Raw genomic sequence first — 25,578 nt, forward strand, 5'->3', positions numbered from 1 at the left:
GCGTCTCCGCCGTCTCCGTCATCTCCGCAGGGGAGGGATCGTCCGGAATCGGTCCGGACGGTCCCCGCACCTCTGCGCGGAACCGGCCCCGGGCGTCAGCGCAGTTCGTCCGGGCACGGTGTGCCCGGCGACAGCTGGTACGGGGCGCCGAGACGGTACACGCCTGCGTGCGGGGCGAGCAGTTCCGTCCACTCGTCGCCGTACTGGTCCTCCTCCAGCTTGATCAGGCAGCCGTCCGTGTTGACGAAGTCCTTGGGGATGTCCTGGTCCTCACGCTTCTTGGACTCCTCGGTCTCCTGGGGGCGCTGCACGCTGCGGCCCTCCTCGTCGAGCACGGCGAGCCAGCGCGAGTACGGGATGCGGATCAGTACCCGGCCGGGCTTCTTCACATGGATGGTCAGCTTTCCCGCGTCGACCTCGTCCACCGTCGCCGGCGGATCGGCCAGCGGCACCGGGCTGTCCACCGAGTAGAGCCGCCAACTGGAGTCGGACCAGATCGGCTTCAGGTACGGCAGCCCCTTGCCGACCAGCTCCGTCTCCTGCAGCGCACCGCTGGAATCGGGAGAGCCCTGCGGCAGCACCACGTAGTGCACGGCCCAGCGGTCGAGCCACTGCCGGTAGTTGACCGAGTTGAGGGTGTCGTCGTAGAAGAGCGGGTTGCGCTCCATGTCGGCCTGCCGGTTCCAGCCGCGGGCCAGGTTCACCACCGGGGCCAGTGCGGACGCCTCCCGGTGGCTGCTCGGGGGGATCACCTCGACGCGGCCGCGTTCGGCGCCGACCTTCTGGAGCTGGTTGACCAGCGGGGCCAGCTCGCGGGTCCAGGACGCCGTGGGCGCGGTCCTGACGATGTCGTCAACGCCCTTGAACCCGATCCAGAAGTTCAGCCCCGCGAACACGAGGACCAGCGCGTACCAGCGCCGGGAGCGGGGCTCCACGTACGGCAGCGCGGCCAGCAGCACCACACCGGCGAACAGCATCGCCATGCGCGACACGTTCGAGCCGATCTGCGAGTCCACGACGTACGTCAGCAGCGTCCCGATGCCGTACACCGCGGCCGCCGTCCGTACCGTCTTCCAGTCGCGCGGTACGAGGAAGAAGACCAGGACCGCGAAGACGAACGGCAGGGACAGCGTCGCGATCGACATCGGCTGCGTACCGGAGAACGGGAACAGCCACGCCGACAGCGCCACCACCACGACCGGCGCCAGCCCCAGCGCGTACGCGCCGGGGCGGCGTTTGTTCAGGAACAGCGCGGCGGCGACCACACCGAGGAACAGCCCGGCCACCGGGCTGCCGGCGGTCGCGAGCCCGGCGAGCGGAGCGGCCACGGCCGCCTTCGCCCACCGCCTACGGGGGGCGCAGCGACAGCTGCTCCGGTGGAGCCGGTGCTCGCACCGGAGGTACGGCCAGCAGAACACCGCCGCCACCGCACCGAGCGCGAACATCATGCCGAGGCCGAACGTCACCCGGCCGGACAGGGCGTTGCACAGGTACGCGAAGACACCGGCCAGCGAGCACGCGATGGGATTGCGGACCGCCCGCACCCTGACCAGGATCAGCGCGGTCAGCGCCGCCGAGACCGTACCGACGATCATCATCGTCGTGCGGACCCCGAGCACCGACATCAGGTACGGCGACACGACGCTGTACGAGACGGGGTGCATCCCCCCGTACCAGGCCAGGTTGTATGCCGTACCGGGGTGCCGGCCGACGAACTCGGCCCAGGCGTCCTGGGCCGCGATGTCGCCGCCGCTGTTCGCGAAGAAGAAGAACCAGAGGACGTGCGTGACAGCCGCGGCCGCCGTCGCGATGGTCACCGGGTGCCGCAGCCACTTCATGGTGCGGGTCGGCACGGGTGCGCCGACATCGGGCTCGGAGACACGCGGGGCAGGCACTCTGGTCCGCATGCTGGTGTCGCTTCCCCTCGCGCCCCTGCTGTCGGCCGCCTCGCGGCCGGGCTTCGGCTCCGCGGTGGTCACTACGGCTCTCCCTGTCTCCCCGAGCCCCGTCACCGGGCCCCGTACGGGCTTCATGCGCAGTGCACCGTTCGCCGTTCACCCGTGCAGACGCCGTCCCCGCGTCCTTGGGTTGTTCCGGGACGCTAACACGTGCGCGAGCGGGGAAGGGGCGCCGTTTCGGGCGCCCCTCACCCACCCCGTGTTCCGCCTTTTCGGCCGCCGTCCGGCCGGTGGAACCGCTGGTCGGCTCCGGCCGGAACCGGTCAGCCGATCCGGGTCAGCTTCTCGCCGGCCGCCGGCTCCTTCAGGTCGCTCTGGAGCGCGACCGCCACCTGCACCTGGCTCGCACCCTCACCCACGGTGAGCGTGCCGACATGCGTACCGGCTGCCGCCGAGTGCGGGATGGTCCTGCCGCCGTCGGTGATCTCGAGCTTGATCGTGAGACCGGACCAGCCGACCGCCTTCACGTCCTTGGTCGCGACGACGGGGACGGTGCCGCCCATACCGTCGTCGACCGTGCCGACGACATCGCCCTTCTTGACGATCTTGGCGCCCTCCAGCAGGTCCAGCGTGGCCAGCATGACCTTCTTGCTGGCCGCGTTCACCGCGTCGATGATCGAGCTGCTGTCGTACTGCCCGAGCACCGCCCCGACGATGAGCTGGTCCGTGCCGTCGACCATCTTGTGCGCGGCGAAGAGCAGGTTGCCGCCCGCCTTGGTGGTGGAGCCGGTCTTGATGCCCAGGGCGTTGTCGTAGGGCACGAGCGTGTTGTAGTTCCGCCAGGTCTTGCCCGACGGGTCCTTCCACTCCGGCAGCTTGGTGATGTCCATCAGCGCCGGGAACTCGACCAGCTTCTCCCCCAGCTTCACCAGGTCCTCGGCGGTGCTCACCGTCGAGGCCGTGAGCCCGGAGGGGTCGGTGTAGGTGGTGTTCGTCATGCCCAGCTCGTCCGCGGTCGCGTTCATCTTCTCGACGAACGCCTTCTCCGATCCCGCGTCCCAGCGCGCCAGCAGCCGGGCGATGTTGTTCGCCGACGGGATCATGAGAGCGGCCAGCGCGTCGCGCTCGGAGAGCACGTCGCCCTTCTTCACCGTGTCCAGGGTGGACTCGCCCTCGCTGGAGAGCTTGCCGTCCGACTCGGCCTTGGCGTCGACCGGGATGCCCGGACCCTTCTCGCCGCGCTTCAGCGGGTGGTCCTTGAGCACGAGGTACGCGGTCATCGCCTTGGCGACACTCGCGATCGGCACCGGCTTCTGCTTGCCGAACGAGCCGACCTTGCCGAGGCCGGTCGCCGCCATGTAGCCCTGGCCCTGGTCCGGCCACGGCAGGGACGGCTGAGCACCGTCGAAGGTGTACGTCGGCTTCGCCGACAGCGTGAGCGAGGGATCGGGCAGCGGACGCACCATCTGCACGATTGCAAACGCGATCAGCAGCAGGAGGACCAGCGGCGTCCAGATCTTGACCCGCCGCACCGCGGTGCGCGCCGGGGTCTCCGGCGGCGGCGGGGTGTTCGTCAGCTCGGCCAGCAGGTCGAGCGGCGGCCTGGGCGGCATCGGCTGCTGCCGGGTCCGCTCGGCGCCGCTGAGTGACGCGTCGGGCGGCAGCTGGGCGGCCCACGCGGGTGCGGTCCCGCTCTCGGACCGGCCCGGTCCGGACGCCGGGGCGGGGGGCTCGGGGGCGCGCGGCGCGGGGGCCGGCCGTACGTCGTCGGCACGCAGCGGTACGAACTTGCTGGTCCGCTCGGCGGCTGACTCGGGCTCGGACCCGTTCCCGGCCCCGGGCTTCTGCTTTCCGGCCGACGGCGAGGTGATCTTCAGCGCCGTCGTCGGCTGGTCGACGCGAGGCAGCGTCGGCGCCTTGAAGACGGCGGTCGCCTGGTCGATCCCGGTCTTCGCGGCGGCCGGTCCGTCGACGTCTCCGTCGGGCGCCGCACCGGAGCCGCTGCCCGAGTCGCTGCCGGGGTCTTCTCCGGGCTCCGGCTCCGGCTCGGGCTCGGACTTCGTGTCGGACTTCGTGTCGGACGTCGTGTCGGGCTTCCCGCCGGACTCATCACCGTCCGGCTTCGTGCCCGCGTCTGTGTCCGCGTCTGTGTCCGCGTTCACGTCCGGCTTCGGCTTCGGCTCAGAGCTCTCCTCGGACTTCGCCCCGGGCTCCCGCCCGGAGTCCTCGTCGGTCCCTGAGCCGGCGTTCTCGTCGGACTCCTCACGGGTCCGAGGCACCCTGGCTTCGCTCTCCGCGGTCGCGTCGGACCGCCCGGCCGGTTCGTCGGTCGACTCATCGGCCGACTCATCGGCCGGCTTCCCGGATTCCGCCGCAGGCTTCTCGCCGCCGGCGTCCCCCTCGTCGTCCCCGTCCCGCGCCTCGTCGTCCGTCGACACCCAGGCGGCCACCGCCGCGCGCAGCCGCGCATCGCCCTCCTCGGGCTCGGCCGCGTCACTGCCGGCCTCGGCCGCCGCGCTCTCCGGCGCCTCCGCCGGATCCGTCGCGTCGGCCTCCGCCGCGCCGGCCGCCCCAGCGGGCTCGTCGCCCTCCGCGGGCCCTGCGGGCTCCTCGGGCCCCCCGGGCTCCTCCGTGGCGTCCGAAGCGGCCCCAGGGGCCTTCACCGGGCTCTGAGGGCCTTCAGGGGTCTCCGCCGCGGCGGCTGCGGGCTCGGCCGCGGGCGCACCGTCGGCCGACGACTCGGACCGCTGCGTACCGAAGACGGCCGTCGCCGTGTCCGTCCTGCCGCCGGACTCCGCCGGTGAGGCGGGTTCGCGGAACACCGAGAGCCGCGGATCGTGCTCGCTCCGAGCCGTTCCCGACGACTTCTGCTGCTCCGACTTGTCGGGGGACTCGCCCGCCACCGATGCCTCCTCCATGCGGCACGGGGACATCCCCGCGCTGTCCGAACCATCTACCAGTGTCCCGTGTGAACCCTCGGCTGGGCTGCTAGACGAGAACGACATACCTACTGGTTCCAGTACAAAGCACCCAGGCACCCTCGACAGACAGATGTGAGAGGGGTCACCCTGTCACTCATCCACGCGGGGAGGCATGGATGGGCAGGAGCCGCAGAACAATTCCGGAGGAGCTTCTGTTGCTCGCTCTGGACCCGACCACGGGTACCACAGCGCAGCCGCAGTCGCTCGACCTCGGCCTCGCCGGAGCACAGCTAGTAGAGCTGGCCCTGGCAGGACGGATAGCCCCTGACGGGGATCGTATCGCCGTGGTGATGCCACGGCCGACAGGAGATCCGACTCTGGACTCCGCACTGGAACTGCTGCGCAGACGCGGCAGCCCGGTTCGGGCCGTCCACTGGATAGGCGGACCCCGGCTGGGGCTTCGCCAGATCTACCTCGCTCATCTGGAGCGGTGCGGCATGGTGCATGCCGTGGCGGGCCAGATGTGCGGAGTGCTGCCGACGACTCGCTACCAGGCGACGGACACGGCAATCAGCCGGGACATCAAGGCCCGGCTGGACAGCGCGATCCGCACCGGCGTACCGCCGGACCCGCGGACCGCGGCGCTCGCCGCACTGGCCCACGCGGTCGGACTCGGCAAGCACCTGTACCCCGGGAACGAGGGGCGCTCATCGCGCTCCCGGCTCCGGGACCTGATCAGACACGACCCGATGGGCGGTCTCGTGGCGCACGCCGTCATGGACGTCCAGAACGGGGCGGTCGCACAACCGCGCCGCAACCCGGCGGCCGGCGTGCCGTTGCAACCGCAAGCCCAGTCGCAGTCACGTCGCGACAGCATGGCGCACACAGCGGCCCACTAGGGCGGCACGAGCGCCGACGCAGCACCCGCACAGCAGCACCGCATCACGCAACAACCGAATACCGCCGCACCGTCGTCCCCAAAGACCCGGTTCGGGAGCCGCACCAAGCGCGGGGCAGCCGGTACCACCGGCTGCCCCGCGCTGCTGCGTGTGAGCGTTTTCCAGCGCGGCCGGGGGCGAGGGTGGCAATCTGCTGAGCAGTAGATACGCACAGCTACATAGCCGGAGGTGCCGTTTCCGTGCCGTCCAACGTCAATCCCACCGTCAGACGACGCCGGTTGGGTCAGGAATTGCGCCGCCTGCGCGAGATCAAGGGCATGACCGCCGAGGAGGTCGCGGAGCGGCTCCTCGTATCGCAGTCCAAGATCAGCCGCCTGGAGAACGGCCGCCGTTCCATCAGCCAGCGCGATGTCCGCGATCTCTGCGGGGTGTACGAGGTCGAGGACCTCCGGATCGTCGACTCGCTCATGCAGATGGCCAAGGACTCCCGCCAGCAGGGCTGGTGGCACGCCTTCGGCGACATCCCGTACAGCGTGTACATCGGCCTGGAGACGGACGCCGAATCGCTGCGGGTGTACGAACCCCAGGTGATCCCGGGCCTGCTGCAGACGCGGCAGTACGCCGAGGCCCTGATCAAGGGCGCGTTGCCGGAGGCGCCGCAGACCGATATCGACAAGCGCGTGAGCGTCCGCTCGCGCCGCCAGGACCGGATCAACGCCCCCGAGCACCCGCTGCGGATGTGGGCGGTGATCGACGAGTCGGCGCTGCGCCGGCTGGTCGGCGACAAGCAGGTGATGATCGAGCAGTTGGAGCGTCTGGTCGAGCTGTCGCACCTGCCGCACGTGACCGTCCAGGTGCTGCCGTTCGAGATGGGCGCCCACCCCGGGATCAACGGGCAGTACGCCATCCTGGAATTCCCGGACGCCGCGGATTCCAGCGTCGTCTACATCGAGGGAGTCACCAGCGACCTCTACCTGGAGAAGGCGAACGACGTCCAGCGGTACAGCGTCATGTACGAGCACCTGCGGGCGCAGGCCCTGAATGTGGAACAGACCCGGATTTTCATCGACGGGATCGCGAAGAGCTACACCCGGTTGAACTCGGAGTGAATCCAGGCCGAACGGGCGATTGAGCCAACCGGCCCACGAAGTCCGTAATGAGAGAAAAGAAGCGATGTTACGAGTGGGGCGGCGGCACGGTACACCGCCGCCGCCTCGTAATGGAAGACCCGCATGGTATATGCCATCCGGTCGAGTGAATGGCCCCTTCACACAAGGAGCTTGGCGAGTAGCGTCGATCACGCCAGCTGAACATCGTTGGCGCCACTCACACAACTCTCTGAACCGGAGTGAACATGGCCATTCGTCAGGGTGCTACGGATAAGTGGACGAAGTCGTCGTATTCCGGGGGCAACGGCGCCTGCGTCGAAGTCAGGTCCCCTCTCGTGCGCGAGATTGCCGTACGTGACTCGAAGGTGCCCGAGGGCCCTTCGATCGGTTTCGTCCCCGGCGCCTGGAACGCGTTCGTGCGCGATGTCGTCGAGGGCGCCCTCGACGCCTGACCGATGAGTTCCCACGCCTTGTCACAGCACCCGACCAGGTGCTGCGGGTAGCCCTCTCGCCCGGTTCGCCGTCCTGGCCGAGGGGGCTCACCGCGAGGCCGCCGCGGTGCGGCGCACCCACGGGCCGCCCCGCAGGCGTCAGCGCAGCTGATCGACGTACCGGTCCGTGCCCGGCACGGTCGGGATGAAGGGTGCCACCAGCTCCACCCGCCCCAGTCCCGATTCCGCGACCGCCGCGTCGAGTCCGGTGAAGTGTTCGTCCCAGCACTGCCCCGGGTCCTGCTGGAGGAACCAGAGCAGGGTCAGCCGGGTGTCGACGCCCTCGACCTGTTTCACGTACGTCATCCGGTCGCCCGGCAGCGGGGTGGGGCGGAACACCGTCACCATCGCCGCGGGCGATCCGCTCAGCCGCTTCGGCAGGTGCCGTGAGCGCAGCCACTCCAGCAACTCGGCCCGCTGCTCGGGCCCTTCCGCGTCGATCACCTCCAGGACGAGCCCGCTGTAGGGGTGGTCGAGGGCGTGGAAGTCACGGGGGCCCGCGGCCCCGTCCCGGTAGACCGTCGCCTCGTGGTCCTGGAACGCCGTGAAGACGTGGGTGCGGTCCTGGTAGACCCGGCCGTCCCGGTTCAGCCGCTTGTTGATCCCGACGGTCCACTTCATGTGGTCGTCGTAGCGCCCCTCCGTCACCCAGTACGTGGACAGGTAGCAGCCGGCGCCGACCGGTGTCGCGATCGCGGACTTCTCCGGGTACCGCAGCGCCTGGAGCTCCCGGGTGGCCACCCAGCGCCGCCCGGCGGCCATCCAGGGCATCGCCATCGCGCCCGCGTAGTAGTGGTCGTCCTCGTACCAGCGGTTGTACGCGTACTCGTGGCCCGGGTGCGGCTCCACCATGGTGATCAGCGCGTGGCCGGGGCGGACCCCGTACGGTCCCAGCGCGGCCAGTTCGGCGTAGGTGTCGCTCCGCGTCCCGCTGTCCCGCGCCGCCCCGCCCGCCGCCCTGTCCACTGCCTCGTCCCGTGCTTCCTCGCTCATGCCGTTCCCCTTCCGTACTCCGCCGGAGCCACCTACTCTGACGCCCCGTCAGAAGAACTGCCAGGGCCGGGAGGCACCGATGTTGCTCACGGGGAAGACCGTCATCGTTTCCGGAGTGGGTGCCGGGCTCGGGCACCGGATCGCGGCCACCGTCGTGCGGGACGGCGGCAACGCGGTCATGGGGGCGCGCACCGAGGCCAACCTCGCCAAGTCGGCCGCCGAGATCGATCCCGAGGGGCTGCACAGCGCGTATCTGCCCACCGACATCACCGACGAGGCGCAGTGCGAGGCACTCGCGGCGCTGGCCGTCGAGCGGTTCGGGCGGATCGACGCGGTGGTCCATGTCGCCGCCTGGGACAGCTACTTCGGCGGCGTCGAGGACGCCGACCTGGACACCTGGAAGTCGGTCATCGACGTCAATCTGCTCGGCACCCTGCGGATGACGCGCGCCTGCCTGCCCGCCCTGAGGGAGCGCGGCGGATCGGTCGTCGTCATCGGCACGCAGTCGGCGGTGGCCGCGCCGTCCCAGGTGCGGCAGGCGGCGTACGCGGCCTCCAAGGGCGCGCTGACGTCCGCGATGTACTCCATGGCCCGGGAGTTCGGCCCGCACCGGATCCGGGTGAACACGGTGCTGCCGGGCTGGATGTGGGGGCCGCCGGTGCAGGCCTACGTACAGCTCACCGCCCACACCGAGGGGGTGCCCGAGGCCGAGGTGCTGGGGAGGCTCGCCAAGCGCATGGCCCTTCCGGAGCTGGCCACGGACGGCGACGTCGCGGAGGCCGCGGTGTTCCTGGCCTCCGACCGGGCGCGGGCGATCACCGGGCAGTCCCTGCTGGTCAACGCCGGCGAGCTCATGCGCTGACGCGCCGACGCGCCGACATACCGACGCGCCAACAGGGGGAACAGGAAGTCGGGCAGCGCCAGTTCTCCTCCTTCTCGGCCGCACGGGACCCGCATCCCGTGCGGTCTCTCTGCGTTCTTCGGCGTTCCTGGACGTGTCCTCGTTATCTGCACAGCCTGACGAAGTGCCTGCTCATGGTGTGGCCGCCGTCACGTTCGCTACAACGCCCCCGCGAGTCAAGAACACGTAAAATCGTTCGGCTTACTGATCCGCGTTCACATCCCTGATCGCCGGAGACCTTGACCGGGGGCCCGGACAGACGGTTCAATCCCCGATGTCCCCGCTCCCGCACGGGGGCCCCGCTGAGCGGCCGTACTGACGAAGTGCGTACTCGTTCACAAGGCGGACCCCAGGAGGGGGCACATGAACAGTCTCGACTGGGTCGTGCTCATCGGCTACTTCGGCGTGATGATCGCGATCGGGCTCTGGTCCCACAAGCGTGTCGACAACGTCAGCGACTTCTTCACGGCCGGCGGCAAGATGCCGTGGTGGCTGTCCGGCATCTCGCACCACATGTCCGGCTACAGCGCGGTGATGTTCACCGGCTACGCCGGTATCGCCTACCAGTACGGCGTCACGTCCTTCGTGACGTGGTCCCTGCCGATCGCCATCGGCATCGGGATCGGCGCCAAGCTCTTCGCGCCCCGGCTCAACCGGCTGCGCTCACGGCTGCACGTCGCCTCACCGCTCGAATACCTCAAGAACCGCTACAACATCCAGACCCAGCAGGCGCTCGCCTGGTCCGGTCTGCTGCTGAAGATCGTGGACGTCGGCGCCAAGTGGGCCGCCATCGCCACCCTGCTCTCCGTCTTCACCGGCATCACCCTGACCCAGGGCATCTTCATCACCGGCATCATCACGGCCGTCTACTGCACGGTCGGCGGTCTGTGGGCCGACGCGCTCACCGAGCTGGGCCAGTTCATCATCCAGCTGTTCGCCGGTGTCGCGATGCTGGTCACCGCGATGAGCAAGCTGGACGGCTTCAGCACGCTGTGGACGGTCTGGGACAAGCTGCCCGAGGGCCACACGGACCCGACGGCCGGTCCGTACACCGTGACCTTCCTGCTGGCGTACCTGTTCATCAAGACCTTCGAGTACAACGGCGGCATGTGGAACCAGGCCCAGCGCTACATGGCCACGGACTCCGCCGCCTCCGCGACCCGCTCGGCGCGGCTCTCCGCCATCCTGTGGCTGGTCTGGCCGACGGTCCTGTTCTTCCCGATGTGGTGCGCACCGCTGCTGGTCCACGCGCAGAAGCCGGACGCCTCCGACAGCTACGCGCTGATGACCGAGCAGCTGCTGCCGCACGGGCTGCTGGGCCTGGTCGTCGTCGGCTTCTTCTCGCACACGATGGCCATGTGCTCCTCGGACGCCAACGCCATCGCGGCGGTCTTCACCCGCGACATCGCCCCGGTCTTCTCCAAGGCCGCACGCACCTGGAGCGCCCGCGCGGGTCTGCTGGCGGCGCGGCTCTCCACGCTGGGCTTCCTGGGCCTGTCGATGGCGCTGGCGACGCAGATCAACTCGCCCACGTTCAAGGACATCATCTCCGTCGTCATCAAGTGGGTCGCCGGTCTGATGGGTCCGATCGCGATCCCGTTCATGCTGGGTCTGCTGCGCCGGTTCCGTAAGTCGGGACCGACGGCGGCACTGGTCAGCTGGGCGGCCGGTCTGCTGGCCTTCTTCTTCACCAACTACAACCTCGACGGTTCGACGAAGACGAATGTGGCGCTGCAGTACCAGGTGGCGCTGCCGCTGGCGATCTCGCTGGTGCTCTACATCGTCATCGGCTTCATCAAGCCCGAGGACACCCCGGAGCGCGACGCGGTCATCGAGATGATCAACACGGACGGCGACGGCCCGGGTATCGGCGCGACCGTGCCGGCGCAGGGCGGCCCGCAGGACGTGACGCTCGCCGAGGAGACGAAGAACGTGCGGGGCGGACCCGGCGCGAACGGCGCGAAGGACTGACCTCGCGCGGTTGTACGGAAGAGGGGTGGGGGGGGGGGGGGGGGGGGGGGGGGGGGGGGGGGGGGGGGGCCCCCGCCCGCCCCCCCCCCCCCCCCCCCCCCCCCCCCCCCCCCCCCCCCCCCCCCCACCCCTCCTTCGCGCTCCGTCCGCCCCCTGCGGCCCTCAGCCGCGCGGGTAGCGGGCCAGCCAGCCCGCCGCGACGGCCACCGGACTGTGCAGGGCGGCGCCCTGGGTCATCTCCATCGCGAAGTCGTCGGCGAGTTCGAGCAGCGTCGCCCGGCCCTCCAGCTCGGCGAGCCAGGCCGGCGGCAGCGCGGTCTCGCCGTGCAGCGCGCCGAGCAGCGCCCCGCACAGGGTCCCGGTCGCCGACGACGGCCCGCCGTGGTTCACGGCCAGCCGCAGGCCGTGCCGGACGTCCTCACCCACCAGCGCGCAGTACACCGCCACGGCGAGCACGTCCTCGGCGGAGTCCGTGGCGCCGAGGGACTCGATGAGGGCGGGCCCGGGTATCCCCTGGCGCACGGTGCCGAGCGCCTGCTGGAGCGCCTCGGTGACGGGCTCGTGTCCCGGACGCTCGGCGAGCAGGGCGAGGGCCTGCTGCACGGAACCGTCCAGCGTCTCGCCGCGCGCCAGCCCGTGCACCATCACGGCGAGGGCGCCCGCGGAGAGCAGGGCGGTGGGGTGGCCGTGGGTCTGCGCGGCACACTCGACGGCCAGTTGGAGCACGAGCTGCGGCTCCCAGCCGACCAGCAGCCCGAACGGGGCGGAGCGGGTGAGCGCGGCCGAGTCGTGCGCTGCGGGGTTCTTGGGCCGGTCAAGGGTGCCCATGGCGGTGTCACCGAGCCCGTTGAGGCACTCCCGGGTGGGCGAGCGGCGGGCGTAGAGCCACTCCTGCCCGGCGAGCCAGCCGTTGTCCTTGCGGCGCTCGTCGGGCCCCCAGTCGTGCTGGGTGGCGGCCCACCGCAGATGCGCCTGGTGCACATCGGTGGGCGGGTGCCAGGCGCCGATGTCGCGGCGGACCTGGGCGCGGATCAGCCCGTCCACGGTGAACAGGTTGAGCTGGGTGACGGAGGTGACGAGGCCGCGTCCGCCGTGCGCGGGCACGAAGTCGGTGACGGCGTCGGCGCCGTGCGCCTCGCGGATCTCCTCCAGGGAGAGCCCGCTGACGCCCGCGCCGAGCGCGTCACCGATGGCGCCGCCGAGCAGCGCGCCACGTACCCGGCTGCGGAAGTCCTGCTGCTCGGCACGGCCCCAGACAGCCGTGGTCCCTGTGCTCACCGTGCCCCTCCCCCTCGTACCGCCGGATACGACCGGTTCCGCCTGCGTATGACGGGTTCCGCCCACGTGCGATCGCGCCGTAACCACTTGGTGACTGCGAAGCACTGTAATCGAACGACCCTGTGGTGAATGGGGCGGAACAGTATGTACGAAGTGGCGGTTCGGTTCAGTTTTGCGCGGCATTCTCCGGGGATTCCCGCCCCATCCGGAGCCCCCTGCTGTGCGCGATCCGCAGTACGTCCCCGAGCGACTCCGAAGTCCGGGCGAGCGCGGACCGCACCGCCCGCTCCCCCGCCGCCCGGTCCGCCAGCACGGCCCGCGAACCGGCCCACACCTGCTCGCCGCACTCGATCTGTTCGTCCTCCATGTCATCGGCCAGCCGCGACATCCGACTGTCGGGATCGTCGGTGCTGAGCCAGCACGGATTGCCCTCCGGGGAGAGCCACGGAAGGAGACGGGGAGGAAGGCCGGAAGACATGACTGCTCCTGACGGGCGGGGGGCACGGGTCGTCCCACCACCGAGTGACGATGACGGATCGTGACCCGATGATTACGCCTGCGCCGTACGCTCGGACAGGGACGCGCGCTTGCCCGCGCACGGGACAACGGAGGGCGCCAGATGGACGAACCCGGCACCACGGACGAGGAGTCGGGCCGCGCAGCGCTCGGCCGGGCACTGCGCTACTTACGGGAGAAGTCGGGCCGGTCGCTCGGGCAGCTCGCCGAGGAGACCCGCTACGACAAGAGCTACCTCTACCGCCTTGAGGTGAGCCAGCGCCTCTCCAAGCTCGCGGTGATGGAGGACCTGGACCGGTTCTACGACTCCGGGGGGCTGCTGGTGCAGCTCTGGAAGGTGGCGCGCAAGGAGGTCTTCAAGGACCGGTACAAGGAGTTCATGCGGCTGGAGCCGACGGCTCGCATCATGCACCTGTTCACCCTCGGCGTCCCGGGCCTGCTCCAGACGGAGGAGGTGGCCCGCGTCCTGTTGTCCGGGTCCCAGGAAACCAATTCCGATGGCGAGTTGGTGGAGGAACAGGTCATCGCCCGCATGGGGCGCCAGCAACTGCTGCACCGCAAGCCGGCTCCGCATGTGCGCTTCATCATGGACGAGTACGCGCTCCGGCGCCCGGTTGCGGACCCCGTCGACTGGAACGAGCAGTTGGTGCATCTGGTCGACATGAGCGAGATGCCCTCCGTGGTGCTTCAGGTCCTTCCGTTCTCTGCCGGGGCACACCACCTGATGGCCGGAGCCCTGTCGCTGCTCTGGCAGGCGGACGGGAGTGCGGTTGCCTTCACGGAGGGCAACGACTGCGGTGATCTGATCGAGGATCCGGCGGCGGTCACACGCCAACGCCTGTTCTACGATCGCCTCCGGGATCTCGCGTTGCCCCCGTCGGACTCCGCAGAATTCATCAGAGGCATCCTGAAGGAGCACAGACCATGAGCCGTACGCCTGACCTCAGCACCGCGGTATGGCGGAAGTCGAGCTACAGCGACGGCGGCCCCAACAACTGCGTCGAGGTGTCGGACACCTTCCCCGGCCTCGTCCCCGTACGCGACAGCAAGACCCCCGCCGGGCCCTCGCTGGTCATCGGGCCCGCGGCCTGGTCCGCGTTCGTGGGGTTCGCCGCGGGGCGCTGAGGCGGCCCGCACGACGGCCCCGCAGCGCGTTCGCTGCGGGGCCGTCCTGTCGGGCGCCCCGTCGACGGGCCCGGCACCGGCTGTCCAGGCGGCTCCGCTCGGCCTGCCGGTCGACGACGCCGGGCGGGCGGCCGCCTACTCGCCGCCGAAGACGTCCTCGGCCGCCCCGGCGGTGGGGGCGCGCAGAAGCCAGCGGTTCAGGGCGTCCTGATCACCACAGGTGGTGATCCGTTCGCGCACCTCGTCCGGTACGTCGATGCCCGCCTGCGCGAGGAGGAGAAGGATGCTCTGGGCGATGCCCTCCGTACGGCCCTCCGTGCGGCCCTCCGTGCGGCCCTCCGTGCGGCCTTCCGTCCGGCCCTCGTCCCGGATCTCCTCTGCCATGAAGGACTTGTAGAAAGAGAGGTCCACGGCCACCAGGTTCCTCCACTGTTGTGCGGCCGGGCGGTTGCCCAGGCCTTGTGCGGTGAGTTCGACAAGGGGATCGGCGATGGTTTCCGGTACGTCCCGGAGAGCGGTGCAGAGCGTCTTCAGTATGGCACCGATGTCCGGATCGGCGGCATGTGTGATGGCCGCCAGCGTGGTGAGCGCCAAGTCCTTGCGGGCCTCGGCAACACTCGTGATCACCGGCATGTTGTGCGGGCCCGCGACGAGCGGACGCAGAGTGAGCGAAGGCCACTGACGGGGCCCGATGGGGACCGGGCGAGAGGCCCATTCCGCAGTCGCACGGTCCTGGCAGACGACCAGCAGCAGCGGCGGGAGCCGGTATTTCGTGTACAGGTAGGACAGGTAGTAGGCCCAGCTCGCCGGCTTGTCGGGGTCCTTCCTGCCCTGGGCCTCGACGGCCAGGAGAAGCGGCTCGTCGTTCTCCGTGTCCAGGCGTAACAGGGTGTCCACACGGCGTTCGACGGGGCGGTTCTCGGTCAGGTCGGTAGGCATCACGGTGACCGAGACCGGTGGGGGGATCGTGATTCCCAGTACCTCCGAGACACGGGAGAACAGGCCCGGGTTCTCCTGGAAGATGCGGTGCATCGCCTCATGGGGCGAACTGACCATGCGGGACTCCTGCGGGTGCGGCGATCTGTATCGATCTGTACGGATACGCGGTGACCTGTGGTGATGTGCGTGCCCAAGTTCCCCCGAGCACAAGGTCGCTATTGCCAGGAGCATATGTCCGGAGATAGTGCACGGAGTCGTCCCAAGTATCACGTCACCCAAGTGAGTGACCTACTCACCAGGGGAGTTGAAGGCCACCCCTCGCGAAGTCCCGGCCTGTGCGGAACGGTCGGCCGCCCTCAGCGAGGGCGGCCCCGGGGTGCCGCCGATATCTCGTTGCGCTGCCCAGGCACCGGCGCGATGATCGCCGGATGGTATCCCCCCATCCCGACGGCCGCGCCGGGATCGACGCCGCGCTCGTGCAGCGCCTGATCGACGCCCAGTTCCCCCAATGGAGCGGCCTTCCGGTGGCCCCGGTGGCGGTCGACGGCATAGACAACCGGACGTACCGCCTGGGCGACGCGATGACGGTGCGGCTGCCCACGGCCGCCGGTTACGCGCCCGCCGTGGCGAAGGAGCACCACTGGCTGCCGCGCCTGGCCCCTTCGCTGCCGGTCGCCGTTCCCCCGGTGCTGGCCCTGGGGGAACCGGGCGAGGGTTATCCGTATCAGTGGTCGGTCCGCCGCTGGCTGCGCGGTGAGACTGCGGCCCTGGACCGCGTCGAGGACGTTCCCCGGTTCGCGCGCGCCGTGGCCGAGTTCGTCCTCGCCCTCCAGCGCTGCGACGCGACCGGCGGGCCGCTCGCCGGAGAGCACACCTGGTACCGGGGCGCCTCGCCCGCCCACTACGCCGCGGCGACCCGGCGCTACCTCGCCGCGCTGGAGGGCCATGTGGACACGGACAGGGCCCGCGCAGTGTGGGAGGCGGCTCTCGCCGCGCCCTGGCGCGGGGAGCCCGTGTGGTTCCACGGCGACATCGCCCACGGCAACCTGCTCGTCGCCGACGGGGAGCTGACGGCCGTCATCGACTTCGGCACCTCGGGGGTCGGTGACCCGGCCTGCGATCTGGTGATCGCGTGGGGGCTGTTCTCCGGCGAGAGCCGGGAGGCGTTCCGGCAGGCCGTCGGCCAGGACGCCGGCACCTGGGCCCGCGCCCGCGGGTGGTCGCTGTGGAAGTCGCTGCTGAACCTGACGGAGAGCGTCGGTACGGACCCGGCCCGCACCGCGCAGGAACTGCGCGTGGTCGAAGCGGTGTTGGCCGACCACGAACGGTTCGGCCAAGGCTGAGTGGCCCTCGGCCCAGGTGCACCCGTCGATGCCGCACGGCGTCAGCGCCCGGGCAGGTCGAGGCGGTACCCGGGCGTCGATACCCAGCAGCGCGGCGAAGTCCGTGACGAGCCGGGGCGTCAGCTCCTTCTTCCCCGCGCCGATCACCCCGTAAGTGGGTGCCGACAGGTACGTGGGGCGCCAGGACCCCCAGGACGTGCGCCAGACCGGACCGATCCAGGTTGCGGTACCGGAACATGCGCATCAGCCGCCCGCCCGGACCGTTCTCGGCGGGTGCGTACGGCTTCGGGCCGAAGCGGGAACCGCGCTCCTCCTGAGGGCAGTTCGCGGACGAGCCGGAGCAGTTCGTGCCGTCCCTCCGGGGGAGGTGGACCGCGTCCATCACCAGGCGCGAGACGGACGGGGCAGCCGCGGCGTCCAATGGCGCCAGGCCCTCGGGGACCGCCGCCCCCGCGAGGACGAAGAGGTCCACCGCACGGAGTCCCAGCGCGGGCGCGAGCCACCGGAGCAGCGCCTCGTCGGGCGTCCGCCCCCCGAGCACCGCCCGGAGCTCACCGGGAGCCCGAGCTCCCGGACCGCCGGTCAACTCGTCGATGTCCAGGCCTCGGTGTCCCAGCAGCCACGTCAGCATCGTGTCGAACCCGGGGACCTGTGTCATGCCCGCAGACTATCCAGCCGTGCGATCACGACCCTCGTCCGCCGCGATCCGTTCCCGCTGCTGCCGGGCCCACTCGTACTCCGGGGCGATCTCCAGCGCACGGTCCAGGTCGGCCAGCGCCTCGCCCCGGCGGCCCAGCCCCTCGTACGCCAGCGCCCGGCTGCCGTGCGCCCAGGCGTACTCCGGGTCCAGGGCGAGCGCCTGCCCGTACTGCGTGACGGCCTCCTCGTACCGGCCCGCGTTCCGGTACACATCGCCCCGCTCCCCCGCGATCCCCGCCGCACGGGGTGCCAGTTCGGCGGCGCGGTCCAGGTCGGCCAGGGCCCCGGCCGGGTCCCCGCGCACGGAGCGCAGATGTGCGCGGCGCACCAGGGCCCAGTGGTACTCGGGCCACAGCGCGATGGCCCGGTCGAAGTCGTCGAGGGCGGCCTCGGGTTTCCCGAGCCGCTGGCGCACGAGCCCCCGGCTCCCGAGGGTCAGCGGGTCGGCGGGGTCCAGGGCGTGCGCCCGGTCCAGCGCGGCCAGCGCCTCCCGCGCACGCCCCATCCGGCGGTAGGTCTCGCCGCGTTCGCGCACCGCCCAGGCCCAGTCGGGTGCGAGTGCCTCGGCCCGGTCCAGATCGGCCAGGGCCCGTTCGTGGGCGCCCATGGCCCGCAGCGTGACCGCGCGCCCCTGGTACGCCCGCGCGCTGCGGGGGTCGAGTGCGAGGGCGCGGCCGTGGTCGGCGAGCGCCGCGTCGAACTCGACGGCCCGGAAGCGGTCCCAGCCGCGTGCCACCAGGACCGCCGCCCTGCCCGTGTCGTCGAGCCCGGCGCGGGTCAGCAGCAGCCCGAACGCCGCGGTGGCGCGGGGCTCCTGGTCGGTGAGCGCGGCCAGCAGGTCCCGGCCCCAGTCGCGCAGTACGGCACTGTCGGTGTCCTCGCCGGCCTCCGCGAGGGTGCGCGCCCAGTGCCGGGCGGCGACCGGGTCCTGGTGGCAGGCGTCGGTTCCGGCGCGCAGCGCGTCCGGTAGCGCGGCGCGGGGGTGCGCGCACAGCCGGTGGTACAGCGCGTCGAGGGCCGCCTCGCGCCAGCCCTCCTCGGTCCACAGCCGGTCCGGGTCGCCGCCCTCGGCGGCCGCGTCCCGGCGGGCGGCGAAGGCATCGGCGAGGCGGTCGTGGGCCGCGCACCACGTCTGCGGGGAGGCCAGGCGCTGGAGCCGGAGCATCGGGGCGCGCACGACCTCGTGGTACCTGGCCCGCCCGGAGTGCCGGCCCGCGACGAACGGCAGCTCGATCAGCCAGTCGTGCGGTCCGGGCAGTCCCTCGGGGACCGCCACCGCCACCAGGTCCGCGTCGAGGCGCCGGGGCAGTGCGCAGGCGAGGGCGGCGGCGCGGCGATCGGGGTCCTCCTCCCCGGAGAGGAACCGTTCCACGGCCGTCGCGCTCGCGTCCCCGGCCGCGACCGGATTGGCCGCGAGTGTGGAGACGAGGACCGGCAGCCCTCCGGAGAGCCGCAGCACCTCCCGTACGACGTCCTCGTCCACCACGCCCTGTGCGTTGAGGAGCCGGCGGGACTCCGGTTCCGTGAACGGGGCCAGCCCGACCTCCTCGATCAGCCGGGTGTGGGCCGCCCAGCGGACGGGGTCGAGGCGGCGGCGGCCCGCGAGGACGAGGACGAGGTTGGCGGGCAGCTCCCCGTGCCGCCGCGGTGTGAGCAGCTCCGTCAGCCAGCCGTCGAGCAGCGGGGCGGTCTGCTCGTACGTGTCGCAGAAGAGCACGATCCAGGGCACGGTGTCGGCGACCCGGGCCAGTTCGGTGACGAAGACGGGCGTGAGGGCCCGCACCGGTTCGGCGAGCAGTCTGGCCTCCTCCTGCTGCCGCGCCCGGCCCCCGAACGCCGCCCGTAGCCCGCCCGCGCCGCGTGCCACCGCGGCCGGATCGACGCCCCCGGCCAGCGCGCCGACCACGGGGACGGTGCCCGCCGCGATCAGCCCGGCCTGCGCGGCGGCCAGGGCGCCGGGCGACGGCTCCCCGTCCCCGGCCTCCCGGGCGGCGGCGTGCAGGGCCCGCTGATGGACCCCGAGCAGCCTGTCCAGCGCCTTCAGCGGCCGGCGCCGGCCGGCGAACTGCGCGGCCAACGAGGCCAGTACCTCGGGCACGGACTCGGCCGTCTCCTCGACCCACGCCACCAGCGCCCCGCGTGCTTCGGCCGCCTGCCCCCACTGCCGTACGAGCGAGGTCTTGCCGACCCCTGCGTGGCCGTGCACATGGAACACGAAGCGGTGCCGCGCGTCCTGCGGTGGTACGTCGAAGTTCGCCCGGAACAGGTCGAGTTCCGCCGCGCGTCCGACGAAGGCGGCGCTGTGACGGGCCTCGGCGATCTGCTGGAGCGACAGGCGGCGCGGGTCAGCGGTGGCGGACATCCTCCCAGTCTGGCAGGGCAGTTCGGCGATCGGGGAGGACGGTTCACCGATCGCGGCTCCCGGGCACGAGGCCCCCGGCCGCGCAGCCGCCGGTGGCCTCCGCCGGTCACCGCTTGTCGTGTCCCGCGCGCAGGCTCGCCACGAGGCTCGGCGCGAGGGCACCCGTCAGGGCCAGCAGCGGCACGGTCCACGCCCCGGTCGCGGTGTGCAGCACGGATGCGGCGACCGGTCCGGTGGCGGCGAGCAGATAGCCCCCGGTCTGCGCGAACGCGGACAGCGCGGCCACGTGTTCGTGGTCCCGTCCGCGCTTCACGTAGAGGACACCGGCCACCGCCTGGCCGCCGCCGAGCCGGCAGACGGACCCGGCCGGCCGGGTCCGTAGCAGCCGCAGCTAACTGGTCATGCCGCGTGCCGAGGAGTACACGTCCAGGACGGCCAGGCACAGGGGGACCAGCGCGAGGAGAAGAACCACCTCGGCCAGGTCGGAGAGGCGGCCCCAGAAGGGGGAGAGCCCCTTCTTCGGGATGATCAGCGCGATACCGACCAGCAGCGCGGCCCCGGCCGTGACGGCCGCGGCGAGCCACAGGGTGCGGATGTCGAGCGGTCCCCGGTCCTGTTCGGTCAGGAGCTTGATGACGGCGTCGGCCGGCGGGTTGAGCGACAGGCCCAGGACCAGCAGGCCCAGGGCGGCGAGGCCGGCGCCGAGGACGGCGACGACCTGGGCGGTGTAGCGGAAGAGGCGCGCCCGCAGCAGCATGGCCAGGCCCGCGACCAGCGCGAGGGTCTGGCCCCAGACGTTGCTGGAGAAGCCCAGGACGGCGGCGGCCGCGACCACCACGACGCAGCAGCCCCCGACGAGACCCAGCAGCAGCTCGTGCCCGCGCCGGGCCTGGGCCGCGATGCGTTCGGCGTCGACGGGGTCGGCCTCGCCGATGCCGGCGCCCGGCTCGTTGTCGAGGTCGGCGTCGGTCGTGGGACGCGGGGCGGCGTAGCCGATCGGCAGGTGGGCCACCCGTGCGGAGAGGCCGGGCAGGAAGGCGACGGCGCCGATCGCGACGACCGCGCAGACGGCCGCGGTCTCGCTGGGACTGGAATCGGTGAGGATCGCGCAGAACGTCGCGAGGGTGCCGACCGCCGAGGCGAAGACGATGGCGACGAAGGGGGCGTCGCCGGTCGGCATCGCGGCGACGAGCCCGGTCGAGACGAGGAGCACCGCGGCGCAGCCCAGCAGGAACTGCAGACGACCGATACCGGTCCCCGGGTCGAGCGCGAGGAGCCCGGACCCGGCGATCATCAGGTGCGGCAGCGCGGCGAGACCGAGCGCGACCGCCGAGGCCCGGTCCCCGTAACTGCGGGCCCTGATGCCGGCGAGCGTGACGAGCAGTACGCCGACGGCGGCCGCGACGATGCCCGGAAGGCCGTGCATGTCGTGCTTGACCGGGTCCGCGAACCAGAGCACGAAGCCCATGAGTACGAGAAGGAGCGCGCCGCCGAAGAGGCCGGAGACGCCGAACAGCTGGTCGCTCCAGAGCGCGCGGTCCCGGCGGACGGCGGACGCGACGGCGTCGGCCACGTCGTCGAAGACGGCCGGGGGCAGCGATTCGGCGAAGGGCCGCAGCCGCAGGACGTCACCGTCCAGGACGCGCTGGACGGACAGCGGGTGGGTGGCGTCCAGGAGGGTGCCGTCGCGGCGGGCCAGATGGTAGCCGGGAGGCGCTCCCGGCGGTGTGACCTGACCGGTCAGCCGCAGGATCTCCGGCAGGAGGTCCGCGACGGCGACGTCGTCCGGGAGGGCGACATCGATACGGCTGTCCGGCGCCACGACCGTTACGCGGCAAAAACCGGTTGTCAGGGTCGAACTCACCTGATGGATCCCCTCGTTCGCTGTACACCACGCTCCAGGCCAAGGGCGCCACCCTATCGGGGTCCCTCCCATGGCCTACACGTAGGATTGTCGGCGCGCGGAGGTAGGTCGCTGCCACGGGGGTGCCGGCCCGCAACTCTCCGGGCCGCACTGAGGGATTGATTCGCCGGTGACCCAGATTGTCGTGAAGCGCCAGCCCCGAGCCATGCCACCGGAGACATCGACGGCTGAACTACGGCTCGAATCGCCTCCCGAACTGCCGCGCGGGCAGCAAGAGGGTATGGCGATGCAGCTGCTGCCGATGCTCGGCATGGGCTCGTCGGTGGTGTTCTTCTTCATGCCCGGCTCGCAGCCCTTCATGAAGATCATGGGCGTCATGATGCTGCTGTCGACCGTGGCCATGGCGATCGCGCAGGTGATGCGGGCCCGCAAGGGAAGCCAGGGCGAGGCCTCGGAGGGCCGCCGGGACTACCTGAAGTACCTCGCGCAGACCCGTCGCAAGGTGCGCCGTACCGCGCGGGCCCAGCGCGACGCACAGTTCTATCTGCACCCCGACCCGGACCAGCTGTGGTCGCTGGTCGCCGAGGGCGGCCGGCTCTGGGAGCGGCGGATCGCCGACAAGGACTTCGGGCAGGTCCGTATCGGTCTGGGCCCGCAGCAGCTGTGGACACCGCTGGTCGCTCCGAGCACCGCGCCGCTGGACGAGCTGGAGCCCCTGTCGGCCGGTGCCATGCACCAGTTCCTGGCCACGCACGGCTCGCTCGACCGGCTCCCCATGGCGGTGTCGCTGCGCGCCTTCTACCACGTCGTGGTGTCGGGCGAGCCGGGTTCGGTACGCGATTCCGCCCGCGCGATGATCGGCGGACTGGTCGCGCTGCACTCGCCCGAGGACCTCATGGTCGCGGTCGTGGCATCCCGGGACGTCACCGACCAGTGGGACTGGACGAAGTGGCTGCCGCACACCCAGGTGCCGGGCTCTTCCGACGGGGCCGGCACGAAGCGGCTGTTCGGCGACAACCTGATGGAAGTCGAGGCACTGCTCGAGAACACCCTGTCGGGCCGGTCGAGGTTCAACCGCGAGGGGTCGCCGCTCCTGGACCAGCCGCACGTCGTCGTCGTGCTGGACGGCACCTTCGTACCGGCGGAGTCGCTGCTCGCCTCCCCAGAGGGGCTGCAGGGCGTGACCGTCGTGGAGATCGTCCCGGAGGACCTGGACGAGCCCCGCGGCGGGCTGAACATAGCGGTACGGCCCGGCCGGCTGAGGCTGGAGTCGGCGGCGGCCACCTACCACGGCACGCCCGACCTGCTGCCGGTCGCGACCGCGGAGGCCCTGGGCCGCCAGCTCGCCCCGCTGCGGATGGGCGACGGCGCCGAGGACGACGAGCCGCTGCTCGCCAACCTGGACTTCACGGACCTGCTGGGAATCGGTGACCCGGCCGCGGTCGACACCGCGACCGCCTGGCGGCCGAGGTCGACGGCCGACCGGCTGCGGGTCCCGATCGGGATCGGGGAGGACGGCTCCCCCGTCATGCTCGACCTCAAGGAGGCCGCGCAGGAGGGCATGGGGCCGCACGGGCTGTGCGTGGGAGCGACCGGTTCCGGCAAGTCCGAACTGCTGCGCACCCTGGTGCTGGGCCTCGCGGTCACCCACTCGTCCGAGACGCTCAACTTCGTCCTGGCCGACTTCAAGGGCGGCGCGACGTTCGCCGGGATGTCCGAGCTCCCGCACGTCGCCGCGGTCATCACCAACCTGTCGGACGACCTCACGCTGGTCGACCGCATGCGGGACTCCATCACCGGTGAGCTGCAGCGCCGCCAGGAGCTCCTGCGCTCCTCGGGCAACTACGCCAACCTCACCGACTACGAGAAGGCGCGCGCCGCGGGCGCCCCGCTCGAGCCGCTGGCCTCCCTGGTGCTGGTGATCGACGAGTTCAGCGAGCTCCTCACCGCGAAACCCGACTTCATCGACATGTTCATCCAGATCGGCCGCATCGGGCGGTCCCTGGGCGTGCACCTGCTGCTGGCCTCGCAGCGCCTGGAGGAGGGCCGCCTGCGCGGCCTGGACACCTACCTGTCCTACCGGATCGGCCTGCGTACGTTCTCCGCCGCGGAGTCCCGCACCGCCCTGGGTGTGCCGGACGCCTACCACCTGCCCTCGGTCCCCGGCTCCGGGTTCCTGAAGTTCGGCACGGAGGGGATGACCCGCTTCAAGGCCGCCTATGTGTCGGGCACCTACCGGCCGGGCGTCGCCCCGACCACCGGCACCGGGGAACTCCCCATCGACCGGCGCCCCGTACTCTTCACCGCGACCCCGGTGGCGGTCCACTACCCGGAGCCCGATCCGGACTTCTCCCTGGTGCCCGGACAGCGGACCGCCGACGCGCTGGCGGACACCGTCCTGGACGTCATCGCCCGCCGGCTTGAGGGTCAGGGGCCCCTCGCCCACCAGGTGTGGCTGCCGCCGCTCACCGAGGCGCCGTCCCTCGACCAGATGCTGCCGCCGCTGGCGGTGACACCCGAGCGCGGACTCCACGCCCCGCAGTACGGGCAGAACGGCAACCTGGTCGTTCCGTTCGGCCTGGTCGACAAACCCTTCGAGCAGCGGCGCGACCCCCTGGTGCGCGACTTCTCCGGCGCCGCCGGCCACATGCTGATCGTCGGCGGCCCCCGCTCCGGCAAGTCCACCCTGCTGCGTGCGCTGATCGGCTCCTTCGCCCTCACGCACACACCGCACGAGGTGCAGTTCTACGCGATGGACTTCGGCGGCGGCGGCATGATCGCCGTCGACGGCCTGCCGCACGTCGGCGGGGTGGCCTCCCGGCTCGACCCGGAGAAGATCCGCCGCACGGTCGCCGAGGTCTCCGGCATCCTCAACCGGCGCGAGGAGTTCTTCCGCGACAACAACATCGACTCGATCACCACCTACCGCCAGCTCCGCGCCGCCGGCCGGCTGCCGGGCGAGCCGTGGGGCGACGTCTTCCTGGTCATCGACGGCTGGCAGTCCTTCAAGACGGACTACGAGTTCCTGGAGCCGGTCGTCGCGGACATCGCCGCACGGGGCCTCGGCCTTGGCGTGCACCTGGTCGTCACCGTCGCCCGGTACATGGAGATGCGGGCCGCACTCAAGGACCAGCTCCTCAACCGGCTGGAGCTGCGCCTCGGCGACCCGACCGACTCCGAACTGGACCGCAAGGTCGCGGTGAACGTCCCCGTGGGCGCACCCGGCCGAGGCCTGACGGCCGAGAAGCTCCACTTCATGGGCGCGCTGCCGCGCATCGACGACTCCGCGGGCGCCGGCGACGACCTGTCCGAGGCCACCACCGCCTTCGTCCGGGCCGCGTCCGACAACTGGCCCGGCCCGCACGCCCCGCAGGTCCGCATGCTGCCCAGGAAGCTGTCCGCGCGGGAGCTGCCGAGCGGCCCGGAGCGGTCACGCGGTGGCATCGCGATCGGCATCGACGAGATGAACCTCGCACCGGTCCTGGTCGACTTCGACACCGACCCGCTGTTCGCGGTCTTCGGGGAGTCGGAGTCCGGGAAGACCGCCCTGCTGCGGCTGCTCATCAAGCAGATCACCGAGCGCTACACCCCGGAGGAGGCGTTGATCTGCGTCGGTGACTACCGGCGCAGCCTGCTGGAGTGCGTGCCCGAGCCGTACCTGGTCGGCTACGCGACGACGCAGAACGCGTTCGAGACGTACCTCAACGACATGAACACCCTCATCACCAGCCGCATCCCCGGCACCGACGTGACCCCGCAGCAACTGCGTACCCGCAGCTGGTGGCGCGGGCCCCGGGCGTTCATCATCGTCGACGACTACGACCTGGTCGCCACGTCCTCCGGCAACCCCATGGCGCAGCTGGTCGACAACCTGCCCTACGCCCGCGACGCCGGGGTGAACTTCATCATCGCCCGCAGCAGCGCGGGCGCCGGCCGCTCCTCGTACGAGCAGTTCATCCAGCGCTTCAAGGAGCTCGGCGCCCAGGGCGTCGTCCTGTCCGGCCACCCCGGCGAGGGCGAACTCCTCGGCGACGTGAAGGCCCGCCCCCTGCCCCCGGGCCGCGGCCTGTTCGTCTCCCGCCGCAGCGCGCCTTCCCTGATCCAGACGGGCTGGCTGCCGACGGAGCTGGACTGACCGGACCGGCGCAGAACGGAGGAGGGGCCGACCCGATCAGGGATGCTGTTGGCGAATGCCCCTTCGTCGTGACGTCGGCCTGATCCATCTCGTTGGTGGGTCAGGCCGACGTTGTGTTTGGGGTGGGCAGATGT

At 71.4% G+C, this 25,578-nt stretch carries 18 protein-coding genes; 9 read left to right on the forward strand and 9 right to left on the reverse strand.

Annotated elements, in window-relative coordinates:
- Positions 1–95: 95 nt before the first annotated feature.
- Together ACGFU6_RS34505 and ACGFU6_RS34510 are read right to left on the reverse strand one after the other, a co-directional pair.
- Complete coding sequence (locus ACGFU6_RS34505) at positions 96–1,979, reverse strand: MFS transporter (RefSeq protein WP_393616518.1); 1,884 nt, start codon at positions 1,977–1,979, stop codon at positions 96–98.
- A gap of 242 nt (positions 1,980–2,221) precedes the next feature.
- Positions 2,222–4,816 carry a hypothetical protein gene (locus ACGFU6_RS34510; protein WP_393616519.1) on the reverse strand — a complete coding sequence of 865 codons (2,595 nt, stop codon included), beginning with the start codon at positions 4,814–4,816 and terminating at the stop codon, positions 2,222–2,224.
- A 179-nt stretch (positions 4,817–4,995) separates the two neighbouring features.
- On the opposite strand from ACGFU6_RS34510, the gene ACGFU6_RS34515 reads away from it, so the two are divergent.
- The 3 genes from ACGFU6_RS34515 to ACGFU6_RS34525 all read left to right on the forward strand — a co-directional run bounded on the left by ACGFU6_RS34515 (position 4,996) and on the right by ACGFU6_RS34525 (position 7,279).
- Positions 4,996–5,718 carry a GPP34 family phosphoprotein gene (locus tag ACGFU6_RS34515; protein ID WP_393616520.1) on the forward strand — a complete coding sequence of 241 codons (723 nt, stop codon included), beginning with the start codon at positions 4,996–4,998 and terminating at the stop codon, positions 5,716–5,718.
- A gap of 239 nt (positions 5,719–5,957) precedes the next feature.
- Entirely contained in the window at positions 5,958–6,827 is an 870-nt protein-coding gene (locus ACGFU6_RS34520) for a helix-turn-helix domain-containing protein (RefSeq protein WP_393616521.1), read from the forward strand.
- A 245-nt stretch (positions 6,828–7,072) separates the two neighbouring features.
- Positions 7,073–7,279 (forward strand): DUF397 domain-containing protein, encoded by a 207-nt coding sequence (locus tag ACGFU6_RS34525; RefSeq protein ID WP_393616522.1) that lies wholly within the window; start codon positions 7,073–7,075, stop codon positions 7,277–7,279.
- 138 nt (positions 7,280–7,417) lie between these two features.
- Here ACGFU6_RS34525 and ACGFU6_RS34530 read toward each other — a convergent pair whose 3' ends face one another.
- Positions 7,418–8,311 carry a hypothetical protein gene (locus ACGFU6_RS34530; RefSeq protein ID WP_393616523.1) on the reverse strand — a complete coding sequence of 298 codons (894 nt, stop codon included), beginning with the start codon at positions 8,309–8,311 and terminating at the stop codon, positions 7,418–7,420.
- A gap of 79 nt (positions 8,312–8,390) precedes the next feature.
- On the opposite strand from ACGFU6_RS34530, the gene ACGFU6_RS34535 reads away from it, so the two are divergent.
- Positions 8,391–9,173: an SDR family oxidoreductase gene (locus ACGFU6_RS34535; RefSeq protein ID WP_393616524.1), complete on the forward strand. Its 783-nt coding sequence runs from the start codon at positions 8,391–8,393 to the stop codon at positions 9,171–9,173.
- 402 nt (positions 9,174–9,575) lie between these two features.
- Complete coding sequence (locus ACGFU6_RS34540) at positions 9,576–11,183, forward strand: sodium:solute symporter family protein (RefSeq protein WP_393616525.1); 1,608 nt, start codon at positions 9,576–9,578, stop codon at positions 11,181–11,183.
- Positions 11,184–11,345: 162 nt separating this feature from the next.
- Here the strand turns inward: ACGFU6_RS34540 and ACGFU6_RS34545 are convergent, their stop codons facing one another.
- Positions 11,346–12,461: an ADP-ribosylglycohydrolase family protein gene (locus tag ACGFU6_RS34545; protein ID WP_393616526.1), complete on the reverse strand. Its 1,116-nt coding sequence runs from the start codon at positions 12,459–12,461 to the stop codon at positions 11,346–11,348.
- Between the two features lie 166 nt (positions 12,462–12,627).
- Positions 12,628–12,939: a hypothetical protein gene (locus ACGFU6_RS34550; RefSeq protein WP_393616527.1), complete on the reverse strand. Its 312-nt coding sequence runs from the start codon at positions 12,937–12,939 to the stop codon at positions 12,628–12,630.
- Between the two features lie 141 nt (positions 12,940–13,080).
- Here ACGFU6_RS34550 and ACGFU6_RS34555 point away from each other — a divergent pair, with 141 nt between their 5' ends.
- Together ACGFU6_RS34555 and ACGFU6_RS34560 are read left to right on the forward strand one after the other, a co-directional pair.
- A complete protein-coding gene (locus ACGFU6_RS34555; RefSeq protein WP_393616528.1) occupies positions 13,081–13,905 on the forward strand; it encodes a helix-turn-helix domain-containing protein in 825 nt (274 codons plus the stop codon).
- Positions 13,902–14,102, forward strand: a complete 201-nt coding sequence (locus ACGFU6_RS34560; RefSeq protein WP_393616529.1) for a DUF397 domain-containing protein — start codon at positions 13,902–13,904, stop codon at positions 14,100–14,102. Before ACGFU6_RS34555 ends, ACGFU6_RS34560 begins: the two co-directional genes overlap by 4 nt.
- A 135-nt stretch (positions 14,103–14,237) precedes the next feature.
- Here ACGFU6_RS34560 and ACGFU6_RS34565 read toward each other — a convergent pair whose 3' ends face one another.
- Complete coding sequence (locus ACGFU6_RS34565; protein WP_393616530.1) at positions 14,238–15,158, reverse strand: hypothetical protein; 921 nt, start codon at positions 15,156–15,158, stop codon at positions 14,238–14,240.
- Between the two features lie 311 nt (positions 15,159–15,469).
- On the opposite strand from ACGFU6_RS34565, the gene ACGFU6_RS34570 reads away from it, so the two are divergent.
- On the forward strand, positions 15,470–16,384 hold the full coding sequence (locus ACGFU6_RS34570) for an aminoglycoside phosphotransferase family protein (RefSeq protein ID WP_393616531.1): 915 nt from the start codon (positions 15,470–15,472) through the stop codon (positions 16,382–16,384).
- 667 nt (positions 16,385–17,051) lie between these two features.
- Here the strand turns inward: ACGFU6_RS34570 and ACGFU6_RS34575 are convergent.
- The 3 genes from ACGFU6_RS34575 to eccD form a co-directional block, all read right to left on the reverse strand.
- Positions 17,052–19,445 (reverse strand): tetratricopeptide repeat protein, encoded by a 2,394-nt coding sequence (locus tag ACGFU6_RS34575; RefSeq protein ID WP_393616532.1) that lies wholly within the window; start codon positions 19,443–19,445, stop codon positions 17,052–17,054.
- A 106-nt stretch (positions 19,446–19,551) separates the two neighbouring features.
- Positions 19,552–19,758 carry a hypothetical protein gene (locus tag ACGFU6_RS34580; protein WP_393616533.1) on the reverse strand — a complete coding sequence of 69 codons (207 nt, stop codon included), beginning with the start codon at positions 19,756–19,758 and terminating at the stop codon, positions 19,552–19,554.
- A 78-nt stretch (positions 19,759–19,836) separates the two neighbouring features.
- Positions 19,837–21,309: a type VII secretion integral membrane protein EccD gene (eccD, locus tag ACGFU6_RS34585; protein WP_393616534.1), complete on the reverse strand. Its 1,473-nt coding sequence runs from the start codon at positions 21,307–21,309 to the stop codon at positions 19,837–19,839.
- A 169-nt stretch (positions 21,310–21,478) separates the two neighbouring features.
- Here eccD and eccCa point away from each other — a divergent pair, with 169 nt between their 5' ends.
- Entirely contained in the window at positions 21,479–25,444 is a 3,966-nt protein-coding gene (gene eccCa / locus ACGFU6_RS34590; RefSeq protein WP_393616535.1) for a type VII secretion protein EccCa, read from the forward strand.
- Positions 25,445–25,578 lie beyond the last annotated feature (134 nt).

Origin of the sequence: Streptomyces sp. NPDC048462 (genome assembly GCF_043200175.1) — a bacterium.
Classification (GTDB): domain Bacteria; phylum Actinomycetota; class Actinomycetes; order Streptomycetales; family Streptomycetaceae; genus Streptomyces.